At 64.2% G+C, this 16115-nt stretch carries 11 protein-coding genes; 5 read left to right on the forward strand and 6 right to left on the reverse strand.

All coding sequences use genetic code 11. The annotated features are described in order from the left end of the window. Window positions 1-291: 291 nt before the first annotated feature. Window positions 292-1512: a tyrosine-type recombinase/integrase gene (locus tag ATE70_RS09380; RefSeq protein ID WP_058537659.1), complete on the reverse strand. Its 1221-nt coding sequence runs from the start codon at window positions 1510-1512 to the stop codon at window positions 292-294. Window positions 1513-1712: 200 nt separating this feature from the next. Here ATE70_RS09380 and ATE70_RS09385 point away from each other — a divergent pair, with 200 nt between their 5' ends. Continuing rightward, window positions 1713-2819, forward strand: coding sequence for an RNA ligase RtcB family protein (locus ATE70_RS09385; protein WP_058537660.1), 1107 nt, complete (start codon window positions 1713-1715; stop codon window positions 2817-2819). Continuing rightward, a complete protein-coding gene (gene prfH, locus ATE70_RS09390) occupies window positions 2816-3436 on the forward strand; it encodes a peptide chain release factor H (RefSeq protein WP_058537661.1) in 621 nt (206 codons plus the stop codon). The genes ATE70_RS09385 and prfH overlap by 4 nt, the downstream gene beginning before the upstream one ends. Window positions 3437-3710: 274 nt before the next feature. Here prfH and ATE70_RS09395 read toward each other — a convergent pair whose 3' ends face one another. The 5 genes from ATE70_RS09395 to ATE70_RS09415 all read right to left on the reverse strand — a co-directional run bounded on the left by ATE70_RS09395 (window position 3711) and on the right by ATE70_RS09415 (window position 10750). Further along, complete coding sequence (locus ATE70_RS09395) at window positions 3711-5819, reverse strand: phosphocholine-specific phospholipase C (RefSeq protein ID WP_058537662.1); 2109 nt, start codon at window positions 5817-5819, stop codon at window positions 3711-3713. Between the two features lie 34 nt (window positions 5820-5853). Continuing rightward, window positions 5854-6849 carry a phosphonate ABC transporter, permease protein PhnE gene (gene phnE / locus ATE70_RS09400; protein ID WP_231732595.1) on the reverse strand — a complete coding sequence of 332 codons (996 nt, stop codon included), beginning with the start codon at window positions 6847-6849 and terminating at the stop codon, window positions 5854-5856. Beyond that, on the reverse strand, window positions 6846-7568 hold the full coding sequence (locus ATE70_RS09405; RefSeq protein WP_058537663.1) for a phosphonate ABC transporter ATP-binding protein: 723 nt from the start codon (window positions 7566-7568) through the stop codon (window positions 6846-6848). Before ATE70_RS09405 ends, phnE begins: the two co-directional genes overlap by 4 nt. Further along, window positions 7568-8515, reverse strand: coding sequence for a phosphate/phosphite/phosphonate ABC transporter substrate-binding protein (locus ATE70_RS09410; RefSeq protein WP_058537664.1), 948 nt, complete (start codon window positions 8513-8515; stop codon window positions 7568-7570). Before ATE70_RS09410 ends, ATE70_RS09405 begins: the two co-directional genes overlap by 1 nt. An 87-nt stretch (window positions 8516-8602) precedes the next feature. Further along, window positions 8603-10750: a TonB-dependent receptor plug domain-containing protein gene (locus tag ATE70_RS09415; protein ID WP_082639552.1), complete on the reverse strand. Its 2148-nt coding sequence runs from the start codon at window positions 10748-10750 to the stop codon at window positions 8603-8605. Between the two features lie 281 nt (window positions 10751-11031). Here ATE70_RS09415 and ATE70_RS09420 point away from each other — a divergent pair, with 281 nt between their 5' ends. The 3 genes from ATE70_RS09420 (at window position 11032) to ATE70_RS09435 (ending at window position 16066) form a co-directional block, all read left to right on the forward strand. Further along, window positions 11032-11925, forward strand: coding sequence for a MurR/RpiR family transcriptional regulator (locus tag ATE70_RS09420; RefSeq protein ID WP_058537666.1), 894 nt, complete (start codon window positions 11032-11034; stop codon window positions 11923-11925). Between the two features lie 637 nt (window positions 11926-12562). Beyond that, complete coding sequence (locus tag ATE70_RS09430; RefSeq protein WP_058537667.1) at window positions 12563-15001, forward strand: TonB-dependent receptor; 2439 nt, start codon at window positions 12563-12565, stop codon at window positions 14999-15001. 111 nt (window positions 15002-15112) lie between these two features. After that, the gene (locus ATE70_RS09435) at window positions 15113-16066 is read left to right on the forward strand and encodes a TauD/TfdA dioxygenase family protein (protein ID WP_058537668.1); all 954 of its coding nucleotides are present in this window, start codon (window positions 15113-15115) and stop codon (window positions 16064-16066) included. The last annotated feature ends 49 nt before the right edge of the window (window positions 16067-16115 follow it).

Consider the following 16115-nt stretch of genomic DNA (forward strand, 5'->3'; position numbering starts at 1 on the left):
GCCCATACTTTCGAGGTAACATATTGACCTAAATAGTTTTATTTTTGGGTTCAATTTGCACGGCAATTTATGCGCCGTTCGGCCGGGGTATGGTGGCCATCGCACTGACCGATTGAGGCGCGGACGCCCGGGAAGTTTCTGCCGGTGAGGGCTGTGGCCCCTTGGGCAACATCATTTTAACGATCGAGCACGTTGACCTCGGGCGCCTGATCGCCGTCCGTACAGACCCTGGCGTCCTTGCCGTCATCAGACGGGAAGGACGCCAGCTAAGACTGTCTTTGCGCGGTGCGACTACTCAATTTTGCAAGGGTTTGCTGAGCGGATGATGGCCGATACATGGTCATTCCAACTCTTCATCGCTTCGCGCTTTTCATCCTTCCAGTCGTGTCGCTGGTAGATGCCGGCAACTCCCGCACGCGATCCCCCAACGTGATTTAGTACGGCTTCGGTGACTTCAAATCGGACGCCGAGCCGTTGGAAGCCGGTCGCGAGAGTTCGCCGCAAGTCGTGCAATCTCCAGTCCGGGACCGGTTCGCCACCGTCCTCCGACATGAGCAGGTCCAGCTTGTTCTTGCCCTTGCTGTAACCTGTGAAAGGTCCGCCTCTCGATGTCGCGAATATGCTGCCGCTCCGCGGCCACGTCGTCGATCCAGCGACGTCATCCAGCACGGCAACTGCAAGTTCGTTGAGCGGAACTCGATTGGGTTCGCCATTTTTTGCGCGTTCGCCCGGTAGCGTCCAGAGCAGCCCCTTTCGGTCGAGTTCCTCCCAGCGAAGCGACGAAACTTCTTCCCGTCGCTGACCTGTGACGATCAGCAGGCGAATGATTGGTCCGAAACAAGGGTGTGTAAGTGGCGCTGCAATCCAGGCACGACCCAGTTCCTCGTCGGAAAGCCAGCGGTCGCGAGCTTTGACGGCAGGGGGCGTTTCCATGCCCTCCATCGGACTGCGTTCGATATCTCCCCGGCTCACGGCCCAGCGGAAAAGACGCCGCAAGACCGCAAAGACGTTTCGAATATTAGCTACCTGCGCCCGCGGCATGCGGTCGAAGACCGCGACGATGTCAACTCGAGTAAGCTTGGGAAGAGGTTTCGAACCTAATACGGGCTTCACATGAATCCGGATGGACCGGTTCACGAGCCGCTTCCAACCTTTGCCAACGCAGGCCTCAGCGAAACGGTCGGCATAATTGTCGAAAGCCAGATCGACCGCCTCACGACGGCGCTGCCTCTCCGCATCTCCCGGATCGGTGCCTTGGGCGACGAGAATGAACAGCCGCTCCGCTTCGGCTCTCGCAGTGGTTGGCGTCCAGGGCGAGCCGTGACTGCCGATCGTGTATCGGCGGGTCTTGGATTCTCGTCCTCCCATTCGAAATTGCAGGACGTATGAAACGGCGCCAGATTTTGTTCGCTTGGCGCCGAAGCCCCTGATGCTATCATCCCAAAGAATTTCATTCTCTCTGCTCGCAATCAGAGCATCGACAGAGCGTTTCGTGATCTTTCCGCGTGCCATAAATTGGTCTCCCAATACGGCGTTTCCAGCAATCACCGGGCAATCACCGTGACGGAAATTGCCGCGTAATTGGGGAAAAGATAGCATAGGGAGCGGCTATAAAAAACTAGCCTTTTCAACTCTATAGCTCTCTTATTTACGCCTCCAGCGGAAATACCACAGGACATCGCGCCTCGCGACAGCGGGAAGGGCGGTGCTGCATGACCGGGGCATCGATCAGGATCATTACGTCGGACGTCGGCCGGATGGATCCGCTCGCGCTCGATCAGCTTGCACAGACGGCGCGACTGGAAGGCATCGACCGGGTCGTCGGGTTGCCGGATCTGCATGCCGGGCGCGGGATCGCCGTCGGTGCGGCCTTCTGGTCGCCCGCCATGGTTTTCCCGCATCTGGTCGGCAGCGACATCGGCTGCGGGATGGGGCTGTGGGAGACCGATCTGCCGGTCCGCAAGTTCAAGCTCGATGCGGCCGAACGGAAACTCCGGGGGCTGGATGAGCCGTGGGACGGCGATGCGGATGCTGAGCTGTCCGGAGCCGCTCTCGCGCCCGGGCTTGGTGATGCCGCGCTTGGCACCATCGGCGGCGGCAATCATTTTGCCGAGTTCCAGCGCATCGAACAGGTCATCGACGAGGACCTGTTCGAGGGGCTTGGATTTCGCGCCGACGCCCTCTGGCTCATGGTGCACAGCGGCTCGCGCGGGCTCGGCCAGGCGATACTGGATGCATGGACGCGGCGCGACGGCAGCGCTGCGGCTGAGGCGGCGAGCGAGGCAGGAGCAGCCTATCTCGCGGCGCACGATCATGCGGTCGCATGGGCCGTGCTTAACCGCGAGGTCATTGCGCGACGCTTCTGCGAAAAGCTCGGACTGGCGGCCGAACGCAAGCTCGACATCTGCCACAACAGCGTGACGGCGCACGAAGGCGGCTGGCTCCATCGCAAAGGGGCCGCGCCCGCCGACAAGGGGCTGGTGGTGATCCCCGGGTCGCGCGGCGATTTCAGCTATCTGGTTGAACCGGTCGTCGATCGGGGCGCCGAGGCTCTATATTCGCTCGCCCACGGTGCCGGCCGGAAGTGGAGCCGCAACGATGCCCATGGCAGGCTCTCGAAGCGATTCCGACCGGCCGAGTTGGAAAGAACCGCGCTTGGCGGGCGCGTGATTTGCGAAGACCGCCGGCTGATCTTCGAGGAAGCACCGCAAGCCTATAAGGATATCGGCGTTGTCATTCGCGATCTTGAGGAGGCGGGGCTGATCCGGGTCATCGCAAGCCTGCGCCCGCTGCTGAGCTATAAAACGAGGCGGACATGACCGAAATCATCATGCATCTGTCGTCGGGTCAGGGGCCGGAGGAGTGCCGCTGGGTCGTCGGCCAGCTGGCGCGCGTCTTTTTCAAGGAAGCCGCTGTTGCGGGGCTTGGCACTGAATTGCTCGAACCCGCGGCGGGCAACCCGGCGTCGCTCCTCCTGCGCGTTACCGGCGCCGGGGCCGAGCAATTCGCCAGGCAGAGAGCGGGGACCATCCAGTGGGTGGGCGCCAGTCCATTCCGACCCAATCACAAGCGGCGTAACTGGTTTGTCGGTGCGGCATTGGTTCCCCCGATCGATGAAATCGCCGAACTCAGGCCGGAAGATATCGTCTATCAGGCGATGCGCGCATCGGGGCCCGGTGGGCAGCACGTGAACAAAACGGACAGCGCGGTTCGGGCGACACATCTTCCGACGGGCTTGATCACGACGGCGCAAGATCAGCGCTCGCAACATGCCAACCGCAAGCTCGCCCGCATAAAGCTTGCCCTGATGTTGATCGAGCGCCGGGACGATGGGGCGCGGAATGCGCGCAAAGAAGAGTGGGACCGCAACAGGCGGCTCGAACGGGGAAATCCGGTCAAGACATACTTGGGTCCGGGCTTCCAGCTCAAGCGATGATGAGGAGGTGGGAGTGGCCGTTCTCAACCATATTCTGGATACAAGCGGTCATCCCGTCTCGGGCGATTTGCCGGGGCCACGCTGGTTGTCGCAGATGATGTGACGGCGGGCAGACATCCCTTTCCAAACCGGCGCATTAACGAGATAGCTATGGTCGAAGCCGGGCCCGCGCACGCCGACCTTTGCAGGGCATCCAGAGCTTTCCTTAAATCGCTGAAGTCGAAACGTCCGCAGAGTGCCGGGCGGCCCGATCGCGCGCCCGGCATATGCTCTCTTAAGCCAATGTCAGCGGATCGCTGATGCCGTGCGCGCCGCGTTCGATGCGGCCCGCGAGACGTGCTTCCATGCCCGGCAGCGCGACGGTGACGTCGTACCAGTCATGATCCTTCGAGGTTGGCCATGCCTGGGTCGCTTTGCCGCGGCTCGCGACCGTGACCGTTTTGCCGGCCGCGGGGGCATAAGAGTCGCGGAAGATCTTCGCCTCCTGCGCATCGTTGCCGTCGTTCACGAAGGCGAGCGCAAGCGCCCGCTGTTTGACGTTGTAGCGCGCGGTCAGCGCTGGCGCGCGCGCGGCGTCGGAAAGCGTGCCGCGGAAGGCGCGGTGGAAGCCGTTGGGGCCGAGAACCCAGAGGTCGAACGCGCCGTCGGTCCCGACGCTCCAGCGATCGTCGATTCGTTTGCCCGCCTCGACCGTATAGCGGCGCGGGATGCTGTCGAGGTTGTGCTTGTCATAGACGTGAAATACCGCGCCCGCCGCACCCTCGTTGATGAAATCGAGCACAACCGCTTGGCCGCCGGCGTCGATTCGCGCGTCGACGTGAAGCACATAGGGCAGCGCGCGCGAGCGGCGGATGCCCTTTTCCTGGAACAGGTCCTGCGGCACGCGCGGCGGCAGCGCTTTCGGGCGCTGGAGGTGGGTGTCGAGGATCGCGGCCGAGCCGCTGACATCGGGCAGCGCGGGGAAGGCCGCGTCGGCGCCCTTCGAGAAGTCGAAGCACGAGGTCAGGTCGCCGCAGACCGAGCGGTGCCACGGGCTGATCGCGGGGATGGTAACGCCGAAGCGTTGTTCGAGGAACTGGCCGACCGAGGTGTGGTCGAACACTTCGCTGCTGACCCAGCCGCCCTTGCTCCACGGCGAGACGACATACATCGGCACGCGCGGGCCGAGGCCGAACGGCCGCGTCGTTCCCGAGATAGTGTCGTCGCGCGAGAGATATTTATCCTCATGGTCGTCGAAATAATGACCGGGCAGCGCGAGCGTCGCCTTGCCCGCGAGCGTGCCGTCGGCATTGTACGATGGCGGCGCGGCGGGCGGGAAATGGTCGAACAGCCCGTCATTCTCGTCGAAGGTCTGGAAGAAGACCGTGCCCGCCCAGGTATCGGGATTGGCGGTCAGCGCATCGAGCACCGATGCGGTGAATTCGGCGCCTTCGATCGGGGTCGAGGCCGACGGATGTTCGGACCATTGCTTGGGCGGCAGCACCCACGACACCGCGGGCAGCGTGCCGTTCTTCGCATCCTCGGCGAGCTTTTCGAGCGAATGATGCGACATGCCGCGTTCGTAGATCGGCGAGCCGGGCTTGGCGTCGCGAAAGCCCTTGAAGGCGAGGCCGCCGTGCATCGCCCCGGTCCAATTGTCGTTGGGATCCTGATAGATGCGCCAGTCGACCCCGGCGGCTTCGAGTACCTCGGGAATCGTCGCCCATTCGAGCGCGTTTCCGGCGTAGGTATAGCCGGGTTCGGGCAGTGCACCCTTGATCCAGCAGCGGAGGTTGTTGGGTTCGGACTTGTCGTCGCGGCAGTTGGTGCCCGTCGCGGCGACCTCGGGGTCGAAATTGGACCCCGACCAGAAGACGATGCGGTTGGGATCGGTGCCCGTGGTGATCGAGCAATGATAGGCGTCGCAGATCGTGAACGCCTCGGCGAGCGCGAACTGGAAGGGGATGTCCTCGCGCTTGTAATAGCCCATCGAATAGTCGGTCTTGAACTTGGGCCACAGGCCGAACTTGCCCTGATTCCACGCCGCCTGCGCGTCGGAGAAGCTGTGCGGGGTGCCCGGCACTTTCAGGCCGTTGGTGCGCGCGGTGTCGAGGTGGAAGGGTGGCAGGTCGCGCGCGCCGTTACTCTGGAACCAGACATTCTTGTCGCCCGCGAGCGGGATCGGATGGCGGTCGCCGAAACCGCGAACCCCCTTCATCGTCCCGAAATAATGGTCGAACGAGCGATTCTCCTGCATCAGGATGACGATGTGGCGCACATCCTTGATCGTGCCCGTCGTGCGCTTCGCCGGGATGGCGAGCGCGCGGCCGATGCTGGCGTGAAAGGCGGCGGCGGAGCCTGCAACGCCTGCGGCCTTCAGGAAATCGCGTCTCGAATTGCTCATCCAAACTACTCCGGGTTCAAGGGGAAATGGGGTGTCATCGCCACGCCTGCCGCGCGCGCGAGGCGACAAGGTCGAGCGTCAGGATGACGAGGAAAATGGCGATCAGGATCGTGCCGACATGGCCATATTCATAGAGGTCGAAGCGGCCCTTGAGTTCCTGCCCGATACCGCCCGCGCCGACGAGGCCGATCACCGACCCCATGCGGACGTTGCGGTCGAAGGTGTAGAGCGTGCAGGCGATATGCTGCGGCAGCACTTGCGGCAGAATTGCGCTGCCCCAGATCATCAGGCGTCCGGCGCCCATCGCTGCCAATGCCTGCTGAGGGCGCGGGTCGGCGTCCTCGATATCGTCGGCGTAAAATTTGCCGAGGAACCCGGCCGAATGCAGCCCGAGTGCGAGCACTCCGGCGATCGGCCCGAAGCCGAAGGCGATGACGAGGAAGAGCGCCGCGATCAGTTCGGGGATGGCGCGGAGGAAAGCCGAGACGGCGCGCGAGCCTGTTCGCAACGCGGGGTGCGGCGTGACGTTGCGCGCGCCGAGCAGCGCGAGCGGCATCCCGATCAGTACTGCGATCACGCTACCCCATAATGCGATCTCGAGCGTCTCGAGCATCTTGGCCGCGACATGGAAGGCATAGCCGAACGGTTCGACCAGCCACGCGGTGCGCACCATACGCTCTTCGCGGCGCAGCGTTTCGGGATTGAGTTCGGTGACGCGCGTTTCGATGGTTTCGACGCGCGCGAAGGGCGGCAGGCGATCGGGGTCGAACCCCTCGATGCGGCTGACCTCGCGCCGCGACGACAATTGGATCGGCACCAATTGCGCCAGCGTCGAGCCGAGCCCGTCGGCGACCTGCGACCGGTCGGCAAGGCCCGCCTCTGCCAGCACCGCCTCGCCGCTGAGCGCGAGCATCCGGCCGATCTCGACGCGCTGCCCGGTGTACCAGAGGGTCAGCAGCGCGGCGGCGAGCAACGCGACGGCGCGCGTGTTGAGCAGCGACGGGAAGCGCCAGGGCACGGCCGGGCTCACCGTGCCACCGCCCGGATTCGCGGCAGGGTCCGCTCGCCGTCGAGCATCGCGGGCGGGCCGTCGAAGACCACGCGCCCGGCATCGAGCATGATGATGCGATCGGCGAAGCGGCGCGCGAGTTCGGGCTGGTGCAGGCTGCAGAGCAAGGTCGCGCCGAGGCTGCGCGCTTCGTCGCGGAGCAGCGCGAGTGTGGCCTCGCCCGTCGCCGGGTCTAGGCTGGCAATCGGTTCGTCGGCGAGAATGATCGCGGGACGATGGAGCAGCGCGCGCGCAACCGCGACGCGCTGTTGCTGTCCGCCCGAGAGGCTGTCGGCGCGGCGCGCGAGCAGGGTTTCGTCGAGTCCGAGGCCGGCGAGCAAGTGGGCGGCGCGCATGCGGTCGGCGGGCGGGTAAAGGCCGGCGAGCGACCGCGCGATGCCGATATCGGCGACCGCCATCACATTGCGCGCGACGCTGGCGCGTCCGCTCAGCGCGAAATCCTGCGGGATCAGGCCGATGCGGCGGCGCTGCGCGCGGCTGGCGGGCGCGCCGTCGTAGAGGATGCGTCCCGCGCTTGGCGCCACAAGCCCGGCGATCGCGCGGAGCAACGTCGATTTGCCCGCGCCCGACGCGCCCAGCACGGCGCAGACCTGGCCCGCGGGAATGAAGAGCGTGACGTCTGCGAGCGCGTCGGCTGCGCCCGTGTGGCGGACGCACAGGTCGGCGATGCCGATATCCATCACCGCGCCTGCCTTTCGGCCGACTTGCGCAGCATCTCGTCCTTCAGCGCCGGGGTGACTTGCGCCATTTTTCGCGTGGCGGGCTCGAAATGCCCGGCGGGAACATGGCCGACATAACCATCGACCCGCGCGCCGCCATAGCCGCGGATCATCTCGGGCGTGATGCCTGGGGTGCGGTCGATTGTCTCGAAAGCATCGCGCAGCCGGGCGCGCAGCGCGGGCGCGAGGCGCATATTCGCGATCAGCGGCGGGTAGGGAATCGGCTCGCTGCGCGCGATCACGCGGAGGTCGCGCGCGCCGGGGACGTTTGCGCGCACCGCCTTGTCATAGCTGTCGAACGAGAGCGCGGCGGCGTCGACCTCGCCGTTGATCAGCGCGGCGAGGCTGTTGGCGTGGGTGCCCGTCATGCGCACCGCTGACAGGTCGCGGACCGGGTCGATCCCGGCGTCGAGGAACATCGCGACGGGGAAGATGAAAGCCGAGGTCGAATTGACGTCGCCGAACGCCACGCGCCGGCCGCGAAGGTCGGCGATCGACCGGACCGGCGAGTCGGCGCGGACGAATAGCCCCGAATAATAGACCGAGCGCCCCGACTTGACCGCGACCGCGAGCAATTCGGCGCAGTCGCGCTTTTGCGCCTGCAGATAGGTGACCGATCCGACAAAGGCGATATCGGCGGCATTGTTGCACATCGCCTCAATGACCCCGCCATAGGATTGCGCGACCTTGAGGTCGAAACGCAGCGCGGTGCTGCGCGCGACCGCGTCGAAGATCGGCCGATAGTCGGCGAGCGTGCCGCTTTCGGTCCCGCCATCGGCGGGGATCAGCAGCACGCGGAGCGGCGGCTGGGCCGAACGCGGGGAGGCCGATCGCGGCGACAGGGCCAGCCAGGCCGTGCCGGCGACGCATAGCGCCGCCAGCAGGCCCGCAATCATCCACCGCCGCATACACAATCTCCGTCGACCCGAAAAACGAGCGGCGATTACGACGGGGCTGTGACAGCGGCATGAACCGGGCTCTCCGAACCGGCTCGATCAGAATATCGTCGAGAAGGAGACATAGACCGCGCGCGGCTTGCCCTCGAACTCATAGCCATAGAAATATTCGGGGCTGTTGAGCGCAATCTCGCCGCGGATAAACGCCGAGCTGTAGCGCATGTTGCCGTAGCCGTAGCGTTCGGCATATTCCTTGTCGAAGATGTTGACGACGCGCAGCTGGATCTGGTGCTGGCGCTCGTCCCCCAGACGGTATCCGATCGATCCGTTGAGCAGGAAATAATTGCCGAAATTGTGGCGCAGCGAATTGTTGACGCCGCCCGTCGCATATTCGGGACCCTGATAGCGCGGGAACAGCGTGACGGAGAAGCGGTCGTCGGGGCTGGTCCAGCGGACGTTGCCGCCGATCATATATTCGGGGGTCTCGTTGATCTGCAGCTTGCTGCCGTCGAGGCGCGCCTTCTGCTTGGTGTAGTTGACGTTGAACGAAAAGCCCTTGCCGACGCGGACGTCGAGCTCGGCCGTGAGGCCGCGGATCTCGGTGATGCGGTCGTTGTTAAAATAGGTGTTGGGGGTGAGCCCCGACGTCGTCTGGATGCGGTTGGTGACATCGGTGCGGAACGCGCCGACCTCGGCATTCACCTCAACATTGCCGAAGCTCTGCGAAAAGCCGACGCCGCCGTTATAGGTTTCGGTTTCCTCGGTCTTGAGGTCGGGGTTGCCGACCAGCGTCGGGCTCTGGGCGAACAGTTCGTTGGTGCGCGGCAGGCTGTATGAGGTGCCGCCGTTGCCGCGGATATAGAAAGCGCCGATCGGCTGGCGGAAACCGAATTTCCAGATCGTGCGCGACCCGAAGCTGTCGGCGAAGTCGGTGCGTAGCGCGAGCGACAATTTGGTGTCGGGGCTGAACGGGATCACCGGACGGAAATCGGCATAGACGCCGGTGATCGTGTTCGCCTTGTTCGAGATCGGGAAGACGGGGTCCGAGTCATTCTTGTACGACACGACCTGCACGCCCGCGACGACTTCGACGATGTTGGGGAGCGACAGCGTGTTGCGGACGTTGAGCCCCATTTCGCGGAAACCGCCGACCTTCGAATCCTTGCCGAAGCCCTTGTTCGGGAAGGGGATCGACTTGCCCGTCGCATCGCCGAAACGGATCAGCTTGCCCGTCGTCGGGTCGGTGCAGCCGGCGGGCGTCTTGCAGATTTCGGCGAAGGTCTCGGTGTTGTTGAGCCGCGGGTTGCTCCAGTAGCCCGCGATTTCGGTGTAGAAATTGTCCGACCAGCGGCGGTCGAGCGAGAAATCGACGATCGGATAGCGGACGCGGTTGGGCGAAAAGGTTTCGGCGTCGGGGAAAGGGTCGTGGAATTCGATCTGCGTATATTGGCCGTTGACCCGGAACTCGCTCTTGTCGTCGACCTTCCACAGATATTTGACGCCGATGTTGCTGCGGTTGAGCGGATAGTCCTGGATGCCGCCGGCCTTCGCGACATTGTCGACATAGGATTCGGGGGCGAAGATGCGCGGGCCGTCGGTCTGGATGCTGCCGCCATAGACCATCAGGCTGTGGCGCCCCTCGGGATCGATCGGGAAGCGCGCGTTGCCCCAGATTTCGCGCGTGTTGAACGCGCCGTACTGCGCGCCAAGCTCGAACTTGCTGGTGCCGTCGGGGCGCTTGGTGACGAGGCTGATCACGCCGATGCCGCCGTTGCTGCCGAAAAAGAGGCTGTTGCCGCCGCGGAACACCTCGGCGCGCTCGATCATGTGCGGGTCGATCGTCGTCGAGCCCCAGATATCCTCGAGCGCGGGGCCGCGATCGTAGAGCGGTACGCCGTCGAGCACGACGAGCGTGTCGCGGTCGCTGCCGCCGTCGAGGCGGATCGTATATTCGCCCTCGTCGGGCGAATAGCCGATGTTGGCGCCCTTGATCAGGAACTGCGCGATTTCGGCGAAGTTGGTCGCGCCCGTTGCGGCGATTTCTTCGGAGGTCACGATCTGCACGGCGTTGCCATATTCGACCGCCGCGGCGGCGAGCGGCGTCGCCTCGACTGCCGCGGTGCCGTTGACGATGATCTCGTCGCCCGCGTCCGAACCGGCATCGGCGCTGTCGGCGGTCGCCTCATCGACGGCGGCGAAGGCGACCGACGGCAGCGCGCTCGCCGACAGCATCAGACCAAAAACCATGGCCGCACGAAATTTGGTAGCCTTGTGCACAATCATGCCCCTTTTGAAGAATCGCGATCACATTCGGTGGGGCAGGGGTGGCCGTGTTCACGACTCGATGCTGCGCCGCACCAATGTGCGAGGCATCCGCTAGGGGCGGCGTGTGACAGTTGAGTGAAATTTGCTCAATTTTAGATTTATATAAAAATGAGCAAATTGCACTTTCGGAATGTTGCGATCTCGGCTAACCTTCTCTGTCCCGCGGGGGCGGACATTCGGATTCTGACGGAGAATTGCGTAAGATGAATGACACGGGCGGGGCGTCGAAAGCGGCGGGGGACGATCGGGCGCCGATCGAAAATGCGCTCGAACGAATGAGAATGGCTCATGGCACTATGGCGCGGGGTGCGCGGCGCATCGCCGACCATATCCTGGCGCAGCCCGAAGAGATCGTCCGCATGTCGATCACCGAACTCGCCGAAGCCGTCGGGGTGAGCGAGGGCAGCGTCGTCAATTTCTGCCGCGGCATCGGCTTGTCGGGGTTCCAGCATCTGAAGCTCAGCCTCGCGCGCGAAGTGGTCCAGCCGGTGCAGTTCATCCACGAGGATGTCGGGCGCGACGACGATATGGATACCATCTGCCGCAAGGTCTTTCATTCGGGAATCCAGGCGCTGCGCGACTCGCTCTCGGTGCTCGATCCCCAGGCGCTCTCGCGCGCGGTGGGTGCGATCCGGACCGCGAAGCGCGTCGAAATCTATGGCATCGGCTCGTCGGCGCCGATCGCCGAGGACACGCATTACCGGATGCTGCGCATCGGACTCGACGCGCGCGTGGTCACCGACAGCCATATCCAGGCGATCAGCGCCTCACGCTGCGATCCCGACGTCGCGGTGCTGACGATTTCGCACAGCGGCGCGACGCATGAGACCGTGGCGGCGACACGGCTGGCGAAGGAGGCGGGCGCGCGGACGATCGTCATCACCAACTTCGCGCGCTCGCCGATCCAGGCCTATGCCGATGTAGTGCTCTTCACCATGGCGCGCGAAACGCGCTTTCGCACCGAGGCGATGACGAGCCGGATCGCCCAGCTTTGCGTCGTCGACGCGCTGATCGCGGCGCTCGCGCTCGGCGATTATGATCATTCGATCGACACGCTGCGCCAGACCTTCGAGGTGCTTTCGATCAAGCGTTTCTGACCGGTCGGCGCGATCACCTCACGGAATTTATCATCGGCGGATAAGCCTCGGCTTGTCCGCCGATAGATTTTCTTCGTCGGAAAAAGCGGCCTCCGGCGTTGACGAATCTAAAATCAATCGATTAAGTTGACATTGTCATTCGGGACTGGTCGAGACGAATGACGGGCTCTCCCCCTCGACCCGCGGCTTTTGACCGGGAAGCAGCTTGCTCCGCGTTACCAACGGCTAAAGCGCGTGATGCTCGGGCGACATCGCCAGGCATTGCGTTCCCCCAGAAGGGGTATTGCGATGCGTATGTGTAACAGCATCAATTAAATCATCGCCGCGGCTTACCCGGGGTAGCGGACCGACCGCGCCCCGCTTCGTCTCGCGGCCTCCCATCATCTCCAGCCGCGCCTCCTCTCGCGAGACGTTGCGGCTTGACGTCCGGCACCCGAGCGCCGGCGCGGGGGAAAATCATGCCTTTGCTGACCCAATCCGACCTGTCGGATCTGGCTCGCTATCCTGCGTCCCTGCGCAGCGCCGCCCGGGCGCTGTGGGGGGCGGAGCTGGCGGCTGCCCGATCCGGCGCGGCGCACCGCGCCACCATCCATCACATCAAAAAGGGGGCGGGATCACCGCCCGGGGACCCAATATAATGAACCGTTTCTCTCCCGATCATCGTTTGAAGTTTCTGCTCGGTGCGGCGCTGTTGATGCCTGCCGCACCGGCCTTTGCCGCCGAAACCGAAACAACCTCTGCCGACGGCGCCGAAGTCGACGGAGAAGCCGCCGGCGCTGCGGTGGCGGCCGCGTCTGCCGCCTCGTACGACGGCGCTGAGATCATCGTGTCGGCGCGCCGCCGCGACGAAAGCGCGCAGGATGTCCCGATCGCATTGTCGGTCGTCGGCGCGTCGCAGCTCGAGGCGACGGGCAACTACTCGTTGACGCAGATCCAGCAGATCGTGCCGAGCCTGCAAGTGTTCAGCTTCAACCCGCGTAACACCAATATCAACATCCGCGGGCTCGGCAGCAATGTCGCGCTGACCAACGACGGGCTCGAGAATGGCGTCGGCTTCTATGTCGACAATGTCTATTATGGGCGGGTCGGCCAGTCGCAGTTCGACCTGGTCGATTTGCAGCAGATCGAGGTGCTGCGCGGGCCGCAGGGGACTTTGTTCGGCAAGAACACCACATCGGGCGCGATCAACATCAGCTCGCGCAAGCCGAGCTTCGACCCCGAATTTTCGGGCGAGGCGAGCGTCGGCGATTACGGCTATTACCAGCTGCGCGGGTCGGCATCGGGGGCACTGATCGATGATCTGCTCGCGGTCCGCGTCAGCGGCTCGGTGACCGAGCGGCGCGGCTTCCTTTATAACGACACCCAGAATGAGCGCGCGCAGGATTATTCGAACTGGAGCGTGCGCGGGCAGCTGCTGTTCACCCCCACCGCCGATCTCGAGGTCCGCATCATCGGTGATTTTGCGCGCCAGAAACAGAACCACGTCCTCAACATCTTCGCCGACTATTTCGGCACCTATGAGAATGGCGCGGCGATCCCGAACAGCTTCGCCGAGCGCGCGGCGCGTTTCCCGGGTTACAGCTTCCCGACGATCGACCCCTTCGCGCGGCGCGGCGAGGCGAACAGCCATTATCAGTCGAACATGGACGGCTATGGCGTGTCGGGGCAGGTCGACTGGAACATCGGCGCGGCCAAGCTGACCTCGATCACCGCCTATCGCTGGTGGGACTGGAACCCCGCCAACGACGGCGATTCGACCTCGCTCCCGGTGATCGTCAAGGCGCAGCAGGCGAACCGCCAGCGCCAGTTCAGCCAGGAACTTCGCCTCGCCTCGGACAGCGACGGGCCGATCGATTATGTCGTGGGCGCCTATTATTTCTGGCAAGTCATCCGCGGCAAGGGCGCGAGCGCTTATGGCCCCGCCGCCGCGCTGTGGAACCGCCCCGCGACCTCGCCGATCCCGCTGGCCGCGTGGGAAGCGGCGCTCAACGGCTTCGAGGCGAACTCGACCTCGGACCCGCGCACCAAAAGCTATGCGCTGTTCGGCCAGCTCGACTGGAAATTCACCGACCGGCTAACGCTCACCGCGGGGCTTCGTTACACGCACGAAAAGAAGAGCGGTTCGTTCACGCAGATCCATGTCGCGGGAACCGATCTCGCGACCCTCCCGGCCGGATTGGCGGCGCAGGCGGCGGCGCTCCGTGCGCAGTTCAACCCCGTCACCAGTTACTCGACGGGGTTCAAGGACAACAGCGTGTCGGGGCTCGCGACCTTGTCGTGGCAGTTCGCGGACGACGCACTCGCCTATGCGACATACTCGCGCGGCAACAAGTCGGGCGGCCTCAACCTCACCAACCTTCCCGCCGGGATCGATCCCGATGTCGCGCCCGAAAACGTCGACAGCTACGAACTCGGGATCAAGTCCGAGTGGTTCGACAAGGCGGTGACACTCAACGTCGCGGGTTATTGGACCGAAATCAGCGATTATCAGACCGCAATCACCGAGCAGGTGCCGAACACGGTCAACGTCCGCCAATATATCGCGAATATTCCGGGGGTGCGCTCGCGGGGGGTCGAAGGCGACCTGAGCTTCGCGCCGAGCGAACGCGCCAGCTTCTATGCCTCGGTCGCTTACGCCGACACGACGTACAGCGATTACCGCACCGCGCCGCAGGCGCCCGAGCGGCTCAATCAGGGGGGCATCCAGGACCTGACGGGCGAGCAGCTGCCCGGCGTTCCCAAGTTCACCTATACGCTCGGCGGCGACGTGTCGGCGCCGCTCGGCAATCTCGGCGGGCGCGACCTGTCACTATACGGCCACGCCGATTATTCGCACCGCTCGACCTTCAACACCTCGTCGAGTGACAGCCGTTATGCCGATGTTCCGGCGTACGGCATCGCCAATGCCCGCATCGGCATCCGCACCGACGACGGTCTGTTCGACCTGTCGATCTGGGCGCGCAACCTGTTCGACAAGGATTATTTCCAGACGCTGTCGGCGCAGAACACCGGCATCGTCACCTCGCTGATCGGCGAACCCCGCACGATCGGCGCGACGCTGCGGACGAAGCTGTGATGGCCATGTTCACCACACTCGCGCGTGAACCACGCGCCCACTCCATTCGACGACCGCCCGCAGAGGCTCTTGCCGGATACCCCCGCCGTCCAACCCCCAAAGGAGACTGACATGACGGACCTTCACAACAGCTATGCCAATGCGCGCGACAAGAATATCCCGCTCGAAATCACACCGGTGACCGGCACGATCGGCGCCATTGTCCACGGTGTCGAGCTGTCGGGCGATCTGCCCGCGCCGGTGGTGCAGGCCATCCAGGCCGCGCTGGTGCGGCACAAGGTGCTCTTCTTCCGCGACCAGCAGCATCTGACCGATCAGGAGCATGAGGATTTCGCGGCGCTTCTCGGCGATCCGGTCGCGCATCCGACGGTGCCGGTTGCCGAAGGATCGCGCTACTTGCTCGAACTCGACAGCAAGGAAGGCTATGCGGCGTCGAGCTGGCACACCGACGTGACCTTTGTCGACGCCTATCCCAAGGCATCGATCCTGCGCGCGCTGACCATCCCCGAAGCGGGCGGCGACACGCAGTGGGCGAATGGCGAAACCGCCTATGAGGGCTTGCCCGAGGTGCTGCGCCAGCTCGTGGGCAATCTGTGGGCGACGCACACCAACCTCTATGACTATGCGTCGATCCTGCAATCGGCGCCCGACGGCGAAAGCGCGGCGAAGCGGATCAAGGAGCATCGCAACGTCTTCGCCTCGACGGTGTACGAAACCGAGCATCCGGTCGTGCGCGTCCATCCGGTCAGCGGCCAGCGCAGCCTGTTGCTCGGCCATTTCGTCAAGCAGTTCGTCGGGCTGAACGCGGCCGACAGCGCGCGGCTGTTCCAGACGCTGCAGGATCATATCACCAAGCCCGAAAATGTCGTGCGCTGGCGCTGGCGCGAGGGCGACGTGGCGATCTGGGATAATCAGTCGACCCAGCACCGCGCGACCGCCGACTTCGGCCTGCAGCGCCGGACGCTCCGTCGCGCGACGATTTCGGGCGAGGTTCCGGTTGCGATCGACGGGCGCCGCAGCCGCACCGTCCGCAAGGAAAAGGCGGTTCAATACGAACCGGCGTAACGAAATGGCGAAATCGGCCGGCGCCTGTGGTTCTCCTCTCCCTTCCTGT

The organism is Sphingopyxis sp. H053 (assembly GCF_001468225.1).
Classification (GTDB): domain Bacteria; phylum Pseudomonadota; class Alphaproteobacteria; order Sphingomonadales; family Sphingomonadaceae; genus Sphingopyxis.